Origin of the sequence: Sutcliffiella sp. FSL R7-0096, from assembly GCF_038595065.1 — a bacterium.
In the GTDB taxonomy this organism is placed as follows: domain Bacteria; phylum Bacillota; class Bacilli; order Bacillales; family Bacillaceae_I; genus Sutcliffiella_A.
The window spans coordinates 70832-85807 of the sequence record NZ_CP152003.1; the positions used below are offsets into that span (position 1 = coordinate 70832).

The window sequence follows — 14976 nt, forward strand, 5'->3', positions numbered from 1 at the left end:
GTTAACAACAGAGTCAAAAAAAACAAAAAGTTGGTGTCATATATGAATGTAATAAAGGTGCTAGGCCTTGGTGCCGGTGACCTCGAACAACTTCCCATGGGAGTATATAAGCAATTAATGAAGGCTGAGCACCTTTTCCTCCGCACAAAAGAACACCCCGTAATCGCGGAGCTCGAAAAGGAAGGGCTCACCTACCAGTCATTTGATGCCATTTATGAGCAGGAGGGCACCTTTGGCATGGTATATGAAAGAATAGCAGAAGAGCTGACTGCGCTTAGCGAACAACAAGAAGTCGTATACGCCGTTCCCGGGCATCCGCTCGTGGCGGAAAAAACGGTGCAGATCCTACTGGATAAAGAAAAAGAAGGCATCATCAAGCTCGACATCAAAGGAGGCCAAAGCTTCCTGGATCCGATGTTCACGGCCATCGGGCTTGATCCAATCGATGGCTTCCAGTTTCACGATGCTACAGCGCTTGTGAAGGAGGCAATCCAACCAAAACAAGCGATGATATTCTGTCAGGTGTATGATGCATTCATCGCATCAGAAGTGAAGCTAACCTTGATGGAGATGTTGCCTGATGACTACCCAGTAACAATTGTAACGGCAGCTGGGTCCTCGATGGAGCAGATTACAGAGGTGCCTTTGTATGAATTGGACAGGGTGGCAGAAATCAATAATCTGACGAGCGTATATGTTCCTGCTGTGACAGAGGAGGAATTGCTTTATAAACAATTCTCTTCATTTAGAAAAACGATAGCCACATTGAGAGGGCCAGGGGGCTGTCCATGGGATCAGAAACAAACCCACGAATCTTTGAAGAAGTATTTGATAGAAGAAGCATATGAATTGCTCGATGCCATTGATGAGGATGACACGGATGGAATCATCGAAGAGCTTGGAGATGTTCTTTTGCAGGTGATGCTTCATGCGCAGATCGGCGAGGATGACGGGTATTTCAGCATAGAGGATGTAATTGAAGGGATCAATGAGAAGATGATTCGCAGGCATCCACATGTCTTTGCTGATACTTCAGTGGAAGATGCAGAAGATGTCATCACCAATTGGGAAGCGATCAAGGCCGAGGAAAAAGGAGAAAGGGCGGAGCAGTCCATTCTCGACTCGGTTGCCAAAGGACTTCCTAATCTCACAAAAGCATATCAATACCAGAAAAAAGCCGGCAAGGTTGGATTTGACTGGGACGACGTGGAGCCTATGTGGGAAAAGGTGAATGAAGAAATACACGAGTTGCAGGAAGAGCTTGCTCAAGATGCAACTTCAGAGCGTGTGGCGGCGGAATATGGGGATGTACTTTTTGCACTCGTCAACATTGCTAGATACTATAAAATCGACCCGGAAGAAGCAGTGGCCCTGACCAACCGGAAATTTTACCGCAGGTTTACTTTTATTGAAAAGAAGGTAAAGGAATTAGGGCACTCCTTCGAGAATCTATCATTAGAACAATTAGATGCTATCTGGGAAGAAGCAAAAAAGAACGGGTTATAATTCGGATTCTCAGATATCCTAGCTGATGATTGAAGAACATGGCGGAGACTCCTCGAAAATGTTACACATTTTCTTCGTGTGATGTATCACTGCCGTAGCTTTCCTAGTCCTATGGGAGGCTCCGAAAAGCCGGGTTCGGAAATCAACAGCGAAGTTAAACAGAGTCAAAATATAGGGGGAGAAAGACCATGCGTTTAGATAAATTCTTAAAAGTATCGAGAATCATTAAGCGACGTACACTTGCAAAAGAAGTGGCCGAACAAGGCCGTATCTATATCAACGATGTACAAGCAAAGGCCAGCAGCAATGTAAAGGCGGGAGATGAGCTGAAAATTCATTTTGGCCAGAAGATCGTGACCGCCTCCGTCGATAACATCCAGGAAAATGCAAAAAAAGAAGAAGCGGCGATGATGTATACGATCGTGAAAGAAGAAAGAGTGGAACAAACCGAAGAGTAGACGGCAGGCTTGTTCTAAAAATATATCCCTCTCATATACATGTACTATCTTCAAGTAATGGATAGGTGAGGGATGAATATGAATCAATATTATGATCCGAATCAAGGAAATAAGCAAACTGTCCAAGAGCAAGACATCGTGATGAGAAGTCGCAGAATGTTGGATATCACAGGTGTAAAGCAAGTGGAAAGTTTTGATAACGAGGAATTTCTGCTGGAGACCGTCATGGGATTCCTCTCTGTGAGGGGACAAAATCTCCAGATGAAAAACCTTGATGTGGAACAAGGTGTCGTTTCAATCAAAGGAAAGATCATGGAGATTATCTATCTCGACGATCAACAGGGGGAGAAAGCTAAAGGGTTCTTTAGTAAGTTGTTCAAATGACCTTAAGCACCCAGCTTTATACAATGCTTGCCATGATCGGTGTGGGGGCATGGTTAGGAGTGGCCATCGATACGTATGGACGTTTTCTGAAGCGGGAAAAAAGAGCCAAATGGATTGTCTTCATCCACGACATCCTTTTTTGGCTCTTGCAAGGCCTTATCGCCTTCTATGTCCTGCTCATGGTTAATGAAGGAGAACTTCGCTTCTATATCCTCATCGCACTTGTTTGTGGTTTTGCAGCCTACCAGAGCCTTTTCCGCTATTTCTACCTGAATTTACTTGAGACCATCATTCAACTTGTCATCAATCTATACCGTTTCCTGGAAAAGGTTATAAGGATACTAGTGGTTAAGCCAATACAATTATTAGTACAAGCCCTTATTATTATTTTGCTAGGCATCTGGAAGTTCGTCATTTCCACAATCCGCTTCCTGCTCCTTGTGATTTGGCGTATTATTAAGATATGTGCATTACCCTTTAAATGGATTGGCATGCTATTATGGAAGCTGGTCCCTAAGGTTGTGAAAAAATATTTACACATACTTTTCAAAAAACTTGAAGGATTTTTCACACTAGTAAAGAATAGGAAACATAGTATAATGAATAGAGTAAAGAACTTTTGGAAAAAGCGCTAGGAGAGGAATGATAAGATGAGCGCGGCAAAAAATGAAAAGGTGGCAAAAATCCACTCCGACTATTCCAAGCAAAAACAGGACCAGCAGTTAAAACAACAGAAAAGACGCCGTGGACTTTATCGCCGATTATCATTATTCTTTTGTTTAGCATTAGTCTTTGGAATACTAATGGGGAAAACACTCTTAGACCAACGTGCTATCCTCCAGGAAAAAGAGGATAGAAAAGAAGTCGTCGAACAAGAGCTGGCAAAATTGGAAAAAGAACAGCAGCGTTTAGAAGAGGAAATTGTAAAACTGAACGATGATGATTATATTGCGAAGATCGCACGTAGGGATTATTTCATGTCAGAAGAGGATGAAATCATCTTCAATATACCAGACGATTCGTCCTCAGATTAGTCGTCATATTGACACCTCAATTTTGCTCTAGGTATAATGGTAGGTAAAGTGATTTATTTTTTATGATTTTAAGGAGGAGCATTTTTTTTATGTCAATCGAAGTAGGCAGCAAGTTACAGGGAAAGGTAACAGGAATAACTAATTTTGGTGCGTTTGTTGAGTTGCCAGGAGGAGCTACTGGTCTTGTTCACATCAGCGAAGTTGCGGACAACTATGTGAAGGATATCAACGACCATCTTAAAGTTGGTGACGAAGTACAGGTAAAAGTGATTAACGTGGAGAAGGATGGCAAAATTGGCCTATCCATCAAAAAGGCAAGCGACACATACCGTGAGCCACAACCGCGTTCTGCTCAACCGTCACAACGTCCAAACAACCAACAACGCTCAAATCAACGCCCACCACGAGGAAAAAGAGAAGAATTCCGTCCAAAGGAAAACTTCGAACAGAAGATGGCAAGATTCTTGAAAGATAGTGAAGATCGTTTATCTTCCCTGAAGCGCAACACGGAATCAAAACGTGGAGGTCGTGGAGCAAGTAGAAAATAACTTGCTGCTGAAAATCCCATATATAAAACGTTACGTTTGAAACACGCCATTTTTTACAGGGCGTGTTTTTTTAACTTTTGGGTTGGGTAAACACCGCTGTTGATTTCCGCAAATGGCTTCGCTTTCCTAGGGGCGCTGCTGGAGCCTCCTCGGCAAGCCTGCGGGGTCTCCACCTAGCGCTAACTCCCTCAGGAGTCTTTGCCTTTTGCTCCAATCAACAGCTAAAAACTATTTAATACATGCGGGATTCTTTGCACCTTACACTACAATATAGAAAGAAATACACGAAATCATTTTTAATAAGTTCAAAAACACAAAAAAGCTGCCACAGTTTCAGGTATTCCCTGAAGCTGTGACAGCTTTTATATTATGACCCATACGGGATTCGAACCCGTGTTACCGCCGTGAAAGGGCGGTGTCTTAACCGCTTGACCAATGGGCCTTATAAAGTTGGTAGCGGCGGAGGGGATCGAACCCCCGACCTCACGGGTATGAACCGTACGCTCTAGCCAGCTGAGCTACACCGCCATAAGTTATAAGTGTTTCATAAGATTCACAGGCACCAGTGTTATTGGTCCGTGTCCCTTCCTCTGCAAGTAAAGCCAGGAAGTGAATCCGTCGGGACAACTCGAAGTTTAATCGTAGAAGTGTCGCTCGTTGCTACACCGCCATAAGTTATAAGTGTTTCATAAGATTCACAGGCACCAGTTTTACTGGTCTGTGTACTCCCTGTGCGAGTCATCTCTCACAAGACACAAGAGTTATCATACTAACTTATCATACATATGTCAATACGTTTTAAAAATGTAAGAATAATTAGAACATTTTCCTCGCAATTACCTAGTGAATTTACAAAAACTGATGAGAGGGATTAGCAAATGTGATGATTTCATGACAGCTTTTCCCTCTTTTCCTTGTAATAAGTCGAACTTTTCTTTGATTCAGATGGGTTCGTTTGACAAATCTTTTCCTTTTCGGCTTGTATAATGACCCCAATAGATAAAATATGGGAGTGGATATCATGCAGGGACTAGAAAGGGAAATGGGGGAGCCGGTTTCCAATGTTCAGTTGGGAAAACTCAGAACAACGATCATGAAGTCGATGCATTCGACGAAGACAAAGCTGATGACGATACTTTTTCACCAAGGTTTTCTTTTGGTCTTTATCGGTTTTTTGCTTGGACGAGCCTTGATCCTGAATGAGTTAACACCATTTGCGCTACCGTTTTTCGCAGCAGTATATTTTATGAAAAAGAATCGGGCCGGTCTTACACTGTTGGCCTTGATGATCGGATCGGCCACCATTTCCGCTTTAACGGCAGCATACGTATTGGGTGGGATGATACTTTTTGTTCTTCTTTTCAAATGGGTAAAGGTATTGAAAATCGAGCCACTTAAATCCATCCCGTTTCTGGTATTCGCATCCGCTTTTCTTTCGAAGACGACGATGATTTATTTTACGACAGGCATTGTCACCTATGATTGGCTGATGATCGGTGTGGAGGCGGGGCTTGGGTTCATCCTGACGCTTATCTTTTTCCAAAGCCTTCCGCTAATTACCATGAGAAAGAAGAGGCAGGCTTTTAAAACCGAAGAAATCATCTGTCTCATTATCCTGCTTGCTTCGGTACTGACCGGAACGATTGGTTGGACGGCTTATGACCTGTCCGTTGAACATATATTATCGCGGTATCTTGTATTGATTTTCGCCTTTGTGGCGGGGGCGACCATCGGCTCCACCGTTGGAGTGGTGACAGGCCTTATTTTAAGCTTGGCGACGGTCTCCAATCTATATCAGATGAGCCTGCTTGCTTTTGCGGGTCTGTTGGGAGGTCTTCTGCGGGAAGGAAACAAGCTCGGCGTATCGGTGGGACTGCTACTTGGCACATTACTTATCGGCATTTATGGGGAGGGGATGACGCTGCTTGTTCCTACCATCATGGAATCCATGGTAGCTGTTGCTATCTTTTTACTGACACCCCAGAAAGCGATCTCCAACTTGGCGAAGTTCATTCCCGGAACAGCCGAATATACAGCGGAGCAGCAGCAATATATGCGGAAGGTACGTGATGTTACAGCAAATAGAGTGGAACAATTTTCACACGTTTTCCAAGCGCTTTCTAATAGTTTTTCAAAATTCCAGTTTGAACATTCCAACTCGGAGAAGGAAGTCGATCTTTTCTTGAGCAATGTAACAGAGAAGACGTGTCAAAATTGCTTTAAGAAGGAACAGTGCTGGACACAAAATTTCCAGAAAACCTATGATTATATGACTCATTTAATGGAGGATACAGAGGAAGGTACCATCAGTTTGAACGTCAAACTACAAAAGGAGTGGGATCGTCATTGTGTCAAATCCGAAAAAGTGAAGACAGTGATCAAAAACGAGCTAGCCCAGTTCCACGCGAGTGAAAAGCTGAAAAAACAATTAATGGAGAGTAGGAGGTTGGTAGCCGATCAACTGATGGGAGTATCACAGGTAATGGAGGATTTTGCAAGGGAAATTCAGCGAGAGAGGGAGAATCATTATGTTCAGGAAGACCAGATCCTGGACGCCCTCCAAGCATTCGGAATTGAAATAGAACAAGTGGAAATATACAGCGTCGAGCAGGGGAATGTGGATATTGAAATGACGGTTCCTTACTGCGAAGGCCGTGGTGAGTGCGAGAAACTCATTGCCCCGATGCTTTCAGATATATTGCATGAGAATATTATCGTGAAAAAAGAGGAATGCAACGCAGATAATAATGGTTACTGCCATGTATCTTTCGGTTCTGCAAAAGCGTTTGTAGTCGACACAGGCGTTGCGCATGCCGCAAAAGGAGGAGGACTGATATCAGGGGATAGTTATTCCACCATAGAGTTGGGTCATGGGAAATATGCCATTGCCATAAGTGACGGGATGGGAAATGGTGAGCGTGCACACTATGAAAGCAAAGAAACATTAAAGCTGCTTCAAGAGATTCTGCAATCCGGTATTAAGGAGAAGGTGGCAATCAAGTCGGTCAATTCGGTCCTATCATTAAGGACGACCGATGAGATTTTTACGACGCTGGATCTTGCAATGATCGATCTCCAAGACGCCTCCGCGAAATTTTTGAAGGTCGGTTCGACTCCAAGCTTTGTGAAAAGAGGGGATAAAGTTATCAAAATCGAAGCCAGCAACCTACCAATGGGAATCATTCAAGAGTTCGATGTGGACGTCGTCAGTTCCCAGCTGAAGGCTGGAGACCTGCTGATCATGATGAGCGATGGGATTTTTGAAGGTCCTAAGCATGTAGAAAACTATGATTTATGGATGAAACGGAAGGTATCCGAAATCAGGACGGACGATCCGCAAGAGATGGCGGATATCATTATGGAGGAGGTTATCCGGACAAGATCAGGGCAGATCCAAGACGATATGACGGTTGTGGTAGCGAAGATAGAGAGGAACATTCCAAAATGGGCAGCCATTCCTGCCTATCACTATTTATCCAAAAACCAAGGGATGAAGGAGGCGCTTTAATTGTTGAAAATTTTATCTGAAATGGTAACGGGTCTTGTGAAAGAAATGGGTGTCCGTCGTGTGATCGAGGCGAACGAAACGGAATGCAACCAAGCGGGTGTGCTTGAAGCGAGTACGGTGTTCAAGGTGGAGAGGCAAGTTATGAAACTGGAAGGTAATGGGAAGGTCATGATGGGGAGAAAGGCCATGGAATTACGGGAAGCCGGGAACATGGTGAAGAGAATGTTCGCCAAGCTGGCAAAAGAAGTTAACGTGTTACTGGGTAATAAAGAAATGAGTGTAAATGGAAAAGAAAAGATTCTATCACCGATGCCAAATCAAGCAGTGGGAGTGATAGAACGAATGAGGCGACAATTAACACCGCCAATCAATCTACTCTCAGATTTCAAATTTGCTCTATCTCTTTCTAGTAAGAAGGAAGTGGTTGGGGTGAATACATCTTAGAAGTTAAAATGTACGGAAAAAGGTATAAAATAAGGCCGTCTCGTCCATGATGGCTAATGTAATTATACGCATTAGGAGGGGACGAAACGTGTATAAAGGAAAGTTGAAACAGATTCTATTAATAACGGATGGATGCTCAAATTCAGGGGACGACCCAATTGCCATGGCAGCCCTGGCAAAGGAGCAAGGGATATCAGTAAATGTAATCGGTGTGATGGATGAGGATACGATAGATGAAAGAGGGATGCAAGAGATAGAGGGTATCGCGATGTCTGGTGGTGGAGTCAGTCAGATTGTGTATGCCAAGAATTTATCTCAGACAGTCCAGATGGTGACCAGAAAAGCGATGACCCAAACGTTACAGGGGGTTATTAATAAGGAGCTTCAACAAATCTTGGGATCTGACACTTCCATGGAGGACCTTCCACCGGAAAAACGGGGGGAAGTGATGGAAGTGGTCGATGAACTGGGTGAAACGGTTTCCCTGCAGGTGCTGATTCTAGTCGATACCAGTGCAAGCATGAAGTCCAAGCTTCCAACCGTCAAGGAAGCACTTTTGGATTTGGCACTGAGCTTGAATGCAAGAATCGGTGATAACCAGTTTTCAGCCTTTGTTTTCCCGGGAAAACGACAAGAAGTGGAGAGAATCCTGGATTGGACACCCAAATTGGAATCGCTGTCCAGCATTTTTCCAAAACTATCGACAGGTGGAATCACTCCGACCGGTCCTGCTATTCAAGAAGCCATTCCTTATTTTAAAGAAACGCGTAACCTAAGGAGCATGATTTCCGATGATGAACAATACTATGAAGAATCCGGTAGGTAATCTGCCTCAAGGGAAGACCATTATCGGAAAATGGCATAAAGAAAGCTACACCATTGTCAGAACGCTCGGTTACGGCGCGACGGGGTATGTATATCTAACTAGGAGTTCCAAGGGCTTAGCTGCATTGAAAATAAGTGAAAACAGCATGTCCATTACTTCTGAGGTTAATGTCCTGCGTCATTTTTCTAAGGTCCGAGGGTTCTCCCTGGGGCCTTCTTTGTTGGATGTCGATGATTGGGAGTGGTTAAAGGGAAAACAATCTTTTTCATTTTATGTCATGGAATATTTAGAAGGAGAGCCCCTTCTCTCTTTTGTGCAAAAGAGAGGAATGGAGTGGGCCGGAATCCTGACCCTTCAATTACTGACAGATCTTGAAACCCTCCATAATGAAGGATGGGTGTTCGGGGACTTGAAACCGGATAATTTGATTGTAACGGCAAGTCCTCCAAAGGTCCGCCTTCTGGATGTAGGAGGGACAACCATCAAGGGCCGGGCCATTAAAGAGTTCACGGAATTCTTTGATAGGGGGTATTGGGGTCTTGGTTCGAGAAAGGCAGAGGCTCCTTATGACCTGTTCGCCGTGGCGATGATCATGATCCAGATTTGTTACCCAAAACAATTCCAAAAGAGCGGGGAGGGGGGACTTAAACAGCTCGAAGGTCATATTGAAAAGAATAGCTGGTTGAAAAGATATAAGAGTGTCTTGATGCGAGCCTTATCAGGTGAATATCAATCAGCAAAAGAGATGAAAGACGGGATGCTGGCTGTGATGAGCCAACGGACCTCAATGGCTTCACAGCCTGCGGCGAAGCAGCCGGGAAGTCAACGGGCAAAAGCCACCTCTTCCGTTAGGACAAGACGAACGGCACATGCAGGTGGTGGGACAGCGGTGAAGGCCGCTCCTCGTAAAACGTCAAGCGGTGGGTGGATGGAGACCGCGGTACTTTTATCTGTCATCCTTGTTGCCTATTTCTTCTACTTATATGGCCAGATAATGTAGGTATGAGCGTTTTATGGCTGTGTTTGAGGGTATAAAGCAGTATGGATGTTTTTGGATGAGCATCTATTTTTGCAGGAGAAGATGTCAAATGGTAGGATAAAATAGAAATTATACGCGTAGATTAAAGGAATGGGTACACTGTATGTGGGAAACTGTCTCGACTTTCATAGATAAATATGACTTGCTGCCAAACCATTCCACTGTGGTGGTTGGCGTCAGTGGTGGAGCAGATTCCATGGGTTTGCTTCATTATTTGGATTCTATCAAGGATGCTAAAAGCCTAAAGCTAGTAGTAGCGCACGTGGATCATATGTTCCGGGGCAAGGAATCGGAAGGAGATATGAGGTTTGTCCAAAAGCAATGCGAAGTGAGGAATTTGACATTTGAAGCCGAACAGATCGATGTGGCAGCCTATCAAATGGAAAAGAAGCTCAGTCCTCAAGTCGCAGCAAGGGAATGCCGGTATGAATTTTATGAAAGAGTGATGGATAAACACAATGCAAGGGTGTTGGCACTAGGTCACCATGCAGATGATCAAGTGGAAACCATTTTGATGAGGCTTGGAAGAGGCTCATCCATGGCGGGATATGCCGGGATCCTACCTAAACGGGCAGTTGGAAATGGCGTAATAATCCGTCCGTTTCTATCTATTACGAAGGAGGATATCTTGGAATTCCTGAAGCTCCACGACGTGCCATTCAGGCATGACCCAAGCAATGACAAAGACGCCTACCGAAGAAACAGGTTGCGTCATCATGTTCTGCCTCTACTGAAAGAGGAATTCCCGGGTCTTCATGAGAAGTTCCAGGCCTTCAGTGAGCAGGTACAGGAAAATGAACAATACATAGAGGCATTAATAGAAAAGGAATGGAATAACGTTATTAGAACCAAAGCGAAAGATAGAGTGGTATTAAGTAGAAAACCTTTGCTTTTCATGGCTAAACCTTTACAAAGGAGAGGGATTCAACTAATATTAAACTATCTCTATAATAATGAAATTCCTCCATCTCTTTCCTCTATACATATTGATAATTTATTATCCTTATTGGAAAGTGAACACCCTTCTGGAAGGCTACATTTTCCACACGGCTTACAGGTTATCAGATCCTATAATGAATGCATATTGACATTTGATAAGGATGAACATGATAGCCCCTACAAGTGTATGCTTGAAGTCCCGGGCAATGTGACGCTGCCAACCGATGATATCATCACAAGCGAGATTCAGACACACCATAAACAAACAGATGTCAAAAAGAATCAAGCAGTCATTGATTTATCCAAGGTCGCACTTCCGCTTCATGCGAGAACCCGTTTGGAGGGAGATCGAATGAAACTGAAGGGGACGAACGGCACCAAGAAAATCAAGAGCATCTTCATTGAAGGCAAAATACCTATACAACAACGAAACACTTGGCCCTTGATTGTCGATGCCAATAATCAGATTTTATGGATGCCTATGCTTAAACGTTCCGCTTTTGAAGCAACAGAGGAAACGGTGGGTCCTGTTTTAGTATTAACTTGCAAGACGAGTCAAAAAGTTTGGGAGGCAACAAAGAAATGAACAAAGATATCGAAAAAGTACTCTTTAGCGAAGAAGAGCTTCAAGCAAAAGTAAGAAAACTAGGTGCACAATTAACAGAGGACTACAGCGACCGTTTTCCTTTGGCTATCGGAGTGCTAAAAGGCGCGATGCCATTCATGGGAGACCTGATCAAGCGAATGGATACATATTTGGAAATGGATTTCATGGACGTATCAAGCTACGGAAACTCCACTGTTTCCTCCGGTGAAGTGAAAATCCTGAAAGACCTGGATACTTCCGTGGAAGGAAGAGACATCCTGATCATCGAGGATATCATCGACAGCGGCTTGACACTAAGCTACCTAGTGGAACTATTCCGCTACCGCAAAGCGAAGTCCATCAAGATTGTTACACTACTTGACAAGCCAAGTGGAAGAAAAGCTGATATCACAGCTGACTATGTTGGATTCATCGTACCAGATGAATTCGTTGTAGGATATGGCTTAGATTACGCTGAAAAATATCGTAACCTTCCGTATATCGGAGTATTAAAACCTGAAATTTATACTAACGTAGAAGAATAAACTATCCCAATACAGATTCCTTGAATTGGATTAATTTACTATGTTACTATTGGTTTAGTTTGGCTATCGTGGGAGGAGGTAAGGGATGAACAGAATATTTCGTAATACCATCTTTTATTTATTAATATTTTTAGTGGTCATTGGTGTTGTGAGCTTTTTCAATAGCCCTAACACGAGCGAAAAACCGATCACCTATAATACATTCATCCAGCATCTTGAAGAGAATAAGGTGAAGGAATTCACCATTCAACCAACGCGTTCTGTCTATGAGGCGCGTGGTACATTGGAAGGTGCTGCAGAAGGAGAGACCTTTGTAACGGTTTTCCCTAATAGTGCCAGTGCACTCGACCGTGTGGAGAGCATCGCGGAAGAGCAGAATATTCAATTGACTGTTGAAAAGGCGGAAGAAACGAGCGGTTGGGTAACCTTCTTTACTTCCATCATTCCTTTTGTCATCATCTTTATTTTATTCTTCTTCTTACTTAATCAAGCGCAGGGCGGCGGAAGCCGTGTGATGAACTTTGGTAAAAGTAAGGCGAAGCTGTACAGTGAAGAGAAGAAAAAAGTTAAATTCAAAGACGTTGCCGGTGCAGATGAGGAAAAGCAAGAGCTTGTCGAGGTCGTGGAATTCTTGAAGGATCCACGTAAATTCTCCGAGCTTGGTGCGCGTATTCCTAAAGGGGTACTCCTTGTGGGACCTCCAGGTACAGGTAAAACGTTACTTGCAAGAGCTGTTGCTGGGGAAGCGGGCGTTCCGTTCTTCTCAATCAGTGGTTCCGATTTTGTGGAAATGTTCGTCGGGGTCGGTGCATCCCGTGTGCGTGACCTTTTTGAAAATGCGAAGAAAAATGCTCCATGTATCATTTTCATCGATGAAATTGATGCAGTTGGACGTCAGCGTGGAGCGGGTCTAGGCGGAGGTCACGATGAGCGTGAGCAAACCTTGAACCAATTGCTAGTGGAGATGGACGGATTCGGAGCGAACGAAGGTATCATCATCGTTGCTGCGACGAACAGACCGGACATTCTGGACCCGGCACTATTGAGACCTGGGCGTTTTGACCGTCAGATTACCGTAGATCGTCCTGACTTGAAGGGCCGTGAAGCGGTACTGAAAGTTCATGCAAGAAACAAGCCTTTAGATGAAAATATCAATATGAAGACGATTGCGATGCGTACACCGGGATTCTCGGGTGCAGATCTTGAAAACTTGTTGAACGAAGCAGCACTTGTAGCTGCCAGACAAGATAAAAAGAACATCGATATGTTGGATGTTGATGAAGCAATCGACAGGGTCATTGCAGGACCTGCCAAAAAGAGCAGGGTCATCTCCCAGAAAGAACGTAATATCGTGGCGTATCATGAAGCGGGGCATACCATCATTGGTGTGGTACTAGACGAAGCCGATATGGTACATAAAGTGACAATCGTTCCTCGTGGGCAAGCTGGCGGTTATGCGGTCATGCTTCCGAAAGAAGATCGTTACTTCATGACAAAACCAGAACTCCTGGACAAAATCACCGGTCTTTTAGGTGGTCGTGTAGCGGAAGAAATCACATTTGGGGAAGCAAGTACTGGTGCCCATAATGACTTCCAGCGCGCAACAGGAATAGCTCGTAAAATGGTAACCGAATACGGAATGAGCGAAAAGCTTGGACCGCTTCAATTCGGTCAAGCTTCAGGGGGGCAAGTCTTCCTTGGACGTGATATCCAAAATGAGCAAAACTACAGTGATGCAATTGCACACGAAATCGATATGGAGATTCAACGCTTCATTAAAGAGTGCTATGAGAGAGCCAAGCAGATCCTTACGGAAAACCGGGATAAGCTGGAGCTTGTAGCTCAAACTCTATTAGAGGTTGAAACACTTGATGCAGATCAGATTAAAAGCCTGTATGAAAAAGGGAAGCTTCCAGAACTCCCTGTTAACGAAGATGTGAAAGTGAACATCAACTCTAAAAAAGATGCGGACAAAACGGAATCGACAGACGAGAAAAAACCTGAATAAGTAAAAGGTGCCTGGAGTAACATTCAGGCATCTTTTTTATGTGATTTTGGGGTATGTGTTTCAAACTTGCATCAATAGAATAATTAATGTTCTAATAGTTTCGAGCTGTTGATTGGAGCAAAAGGCGAAGACTCCTGAGGGAGATAGCGCTAGGTGGAGACCCCGCAGGCTTGCCGAGGAGGCTCCAGCAGCGCCCCTAGGAAAGCAAAGCCATTTGCGGAGATCAACAGCGGTCGTTAACGTAATCAGTAGAATCTTGTCGAATCATGATTTCCCAAGGAATAATTATTTCTATTGGGTTTGTTAGGTTACCATATAGTATAATGAAACTAATTTTAAAGCATGGTGGGGGATATAGATGTTATTTGTGTTGGATGTTGGTAACACCAATACCGTAATTGGTGTATATGAAGGAGAAGAACTGAAGCATCACTGGCGTGTAGAAACCAGTCGAAATAAGACAGAAGACGAATTCGGAATGATTTTCAAATCGCTCCTTGAACATGTAAACTTGAGCTTCAAAGACTTTGAAGGGATCATCATCTCTTCCGTCGTACCGCCAATCATGTTCTCCCTTGAGAGAATGTGCCAAAAATACTTTCATTTGAAACCGCTGATTGTCGGACCTGGAATTAAAACAGGTCTAAACATAAAGTATGAAAACCCGAGAGAAGTGGGAGCAGACAGAATCGTCAATGCTGTTGCGGGTATCCATTTATACGGAAGTCCACTGGTAATTGTGGATTTCGGTACTGCCACAACTTATTGTTATATCAATGAACACAAGCAATACATGGGGGGAGCAATTGCTCCTGGGATCAGCATTTCCACAGAAGCACTTTATTCCAGGGCATCAAAGCTTCCAAGAATCGAAATTGCGCGTCCTGACGATGTTATCGGCAAAAATACCGTGAGTGCGATGCAGGCAGGAATCCTTTTTGGGTATGTTGGGCAGGTTGAGGGCATCGTAAATCGTATGAAGAAGCAAAGTGATGTGACTCCGAAAGTAATCGCAACAGGAGGGCTCGCTGCACTTATTGGAAACGAGTCAGATGTCATTGATATTGTCGATCCTTTCTTGACGTTAAAAGGGTTGCATTTGATTTACATGAAAAATTCTAAAGAAGATTGAACTGTGAAAGGGGCAAACT

The 14976-nt window shown here is 43.8% G+C and carries 14 protein-coding genes and 2 tRNA genes; 14 read left to right on the top strand and 2 right to left on the bottom strand.

The annotated features are described in order from the left end of the window. Nucleotides 1-42 precede the first annotated feature (42 nt). The 6 genes from mazG to MKY77_RS00375 all read left to right on the top strand — a co-directional run bounded on the left by mazG (nt 43) and on the right by MKY77_RS00375 (nt 3930). Complete coding sequence (gene mazG, locus MKY77_RS00350) at nt 43-1506, top strand: nucleoside triphosphate pyrophosphohydrolase (protein WP_339148304.1); 1464 nt, start codon at nt 43-45, stop codon at nt 1504-1506. A 188-nt stretch (nt 1507-1694) separates the two neighbouring features. Continuing rightward, on the top strand, nt 1695-1964 hold the full coding sequence (locus MKY77_RS00355) for an RNA-binding S4 domain-containing protein (protein WP_047972408.1): 270 nt from the start codon (nt 1695-1697) through the stop codon (nt 1962-1964). Nucleotides 1965-2042: 78 nt separating this feature from the next. After that, on the top strand, nt 2043-2348 hold the full coding sequence (yabP, locus tag MKY77_RS00360; protein WP_237665354.1) for a sporulation protein YabP: 306 nt from the start codon (nt 2043-2045) through the stop codon (nt 2346-2348). Beyond that, nucleotides 2345-2983: a spore cortex biosynthesis protein YabQ gene (yabQ, locus tag MKY77_RS00365; RefSeq protein WP_339148305.1), complete on the top strand. Its 639-nt coding sequence runs from the start codon at nt 2345-2347 to the stop codon at nt 2981-2983. Before yabP ends, yabQ begins: the two co-directional genes overlap by 4 nt. Nucleotides 2984-2998: 15 nt before the next feature. Continuing rightward, nucleotides 2999-3382 carry a septum formation initiator family protein gene (locus MKY77_RS00370; protein ID WP_063559021.1) on the top strand — a complete coding sequence of 128 codons (384 nt, stop codon included), beginning with the start codon at nt 2999-3001 and terminating at the stop codon, nt 3380-3382. Between the two features lie 89 nt (nt 3383-3471). Then, nucleotides 3472-3930 (top strand): S1 domain-containing RNA-binding protein, encoded by a 459-nt coding sequence (locus tag MKY77_RS00375; RefSeq protein WP_339148307.1) that lies wholly within the window; start codon nt 3472-3474, stop codon nt 3928-3930. A 370-nt stretch (nt 3931-4300) separates the two neighbouring features. On the opposite strand, the gene MKY77_RS00380 is transcribed toward MKY77_RS00375, so the two are convergent. Both MKY77_RS00380 and MKY77_RS00385 read right to left on the bottom strand, forming a co-directional pair. Then, a tRNA-Glu gene (locus MKY77_RS00380) sits at nt 4301-4372 on the bottom strand. Nucleotides 4373-4381: 9 nt separating this feature from the next. Further along, a tRNA-Met gene (locus MKY77_RS00385) sits at nt 4382-4458 on the bottom strand. Nucleotides 4459-4951: 493 nt separating this feature from the next. Here MKY77_RS00385 and spoIIE point away from each other — a divergent pair. The 8 genes from spoIIE to MKY77_RS00425 all read left to right on the top strand — a co-directional run bounded on the left by spoIIE (nt 4952) and on the right by MKY77_RS00425 (nt 14957). After that, nucleotides 4952-7438: a stage II sporulation protein E gene (spoIIE, locus tag MKY77_RS00390; protein WP_339148308.1), complete on the top strand. Its 2487-nt coding sequence runs from the start codon at nt 4952-4954 to the stop codon at nt 7436-7438. After that, nucleotides 7439-7882, top strand: a complete 444-nt coding sequence (locus MKY77_RS00395) for a hypothetical protein (protein WP_339148309.1) — start codon at nt 7439-7441, stop codon at nt 7880-7882. Nucleotides 7883-7931: 49 nt separating this feature from the next. Further along, a complete protein-coding gene (locus MKY77_RS00400; RefSeq protein ID WP_339149922.1) occupies nt 7932-8708 on the top strand; it encodes a VWA domain-containing protein in 777 nt (258 codons plus the stop codon). After that, complete coding sequence (locus MKY77_RS00405) at nt 8674-9708, top strand: serine/threonine-protein kinase (protein WP_339148310.1); 1035 nt, start codon at nt 8674-8676, stop codon at nt 9706-9708. Before MKY77_RS00400 ends, MKY77_RS00405 begins: the two co-directional genes overlap by 35 nt. A 142-nt stretch (nt 9709-9850) precedes the next feature. Further along, nucleotides 9851-11272: a tRNA lysidine(34) synthetase TilS gene (tilS, locus tag MKY77_RS00410; RefSeq protein WP_339148311.1), complete on the top strand. Its 1422-nt coding sequence runs from the start codon at nt 9851-9853 to the stop codon at nt 11270-11272. Further along, on the top strand, nt 11269-11817 hold the full coding sequence (gene hpt, locus MKY77_RS00415) for a hypoxanthine phosphoribosyltransferase (protein ID WP_339148312.1): 549 nt from the start codon (nt 11269-11271) through the stop codon (nt 11815-11817). Before tilS ends, hpt begins: the two co-directional genes overlap by 4 nt. A gap of 85 nt (nt 11818-11902) precedes the next feature. Beyond that, nucleotides 11903-13825 carry an ATP-dependent zinc metalloprotease FtsH gene (gene ftsH / locus MKY77_RS00420; RefSeq protein WP_339148313.1) on the top strand — a complete coding sequence of 641 codons (1923 nt, stop codon included), beginning with the start codon at nt 11903-11905 and terminating at the stop codon, nt 13823-13825. 358 nt (nt 13826-14183) lie between these two features. Next, a complete protein-coding gene (locus MKY77_RS00425; RefSeq protein ID WP_339148314.1) occupies nt 14184-14957 on the top strand; it encodes a type III pantothenate kinase in 774 nt (257 codons plus the stop codon). Nucleotides 14958-14976: the final 19 nt, after the last annotated feature.

Coding starts and splice junctions, on each gene's coding strand:
- mazG (WP_339148304.1), top strand. CDS start 43: ATGAATGTAATAAAGGTGCTAGGCCTTGGTGCCGGTGACCTCGAACAA.
- MKY77_RS00355 (WP_047972408.1), top strand. CDS start 1,695: ATGCGTTTAGATAAATTCTTAAAAGTATCGAGAATCATTAAGCGACGT.
- yabP (WP_237665354.1), top strand. CDS start 2,043: ATGAATCAATATTATGATCCGAATCAAGGAAATAAGCAAACTGTCCAA.
- yabQ (WP_339148305.1), top strand. CDS start 2,345: ATGACCTTAAGCACCCAGCTTTATACAATGCTTGCCATGATCGGTGTG.
- MKY77_RS00370 (WP_063559021.1), top strand. CDS start 2,999: ATGAGCGCGGCAAAAAATGAAAAGGTGGCAAAAATCCACTCCGACTAT.
- MKY77_RS00375 (WP_339148307.1), top strand. CDS start 3,472: ATGTCAATCGAAGTAGGCAGCAAGTTACAGGGAAAGGTAACAGGAATA.
- spoIIE (WP_339148308.1), top strand. CDS start 4,952: ATGCAGGGACTAGAAAGGGAAATGGGGGAGCCGGTTTCCAATGTTCAG.
- MKY77_RS00400 (WP_339149922.1), top strand. CDS start 7,932: ATGGCTAATGTAATTATACGCATTAGGAGGGGACGAAACGTGTATAAA.
- MKY77_RS00405 (WP_339148310.1), top strand. CDS start 8,674: ATGATGAACAATACTATGAAGAATCCGGTAGGTAATCTGCCTCAAGGG.
- tilS (WP_339148311.1), top strand. CDS start 9,851: ATGTGGGAAACTGTCTCGACTTTCATAGATAAATATGACTTGCTGCCA.
- hpt (WP_339148312.1), top strand. CDS start 11,269: ATGAACAAAGATATCGAAAAAGTACTCTTTAGCGAAGAAGAGCTTCAA.
- ftsH (WP_339148313.1), top strand. CDS start 11,903: ATGAACAGAATATTTCGTAATACCATCTTTTATTTATTAATATTTTTA.
- MKY77_RS00425 (WP_339148314.1), top strand. CDS start 14,184: ATGTTATTTGTGTTGGATGTTGGTAACACCAATACCGTAATTGGTGTA.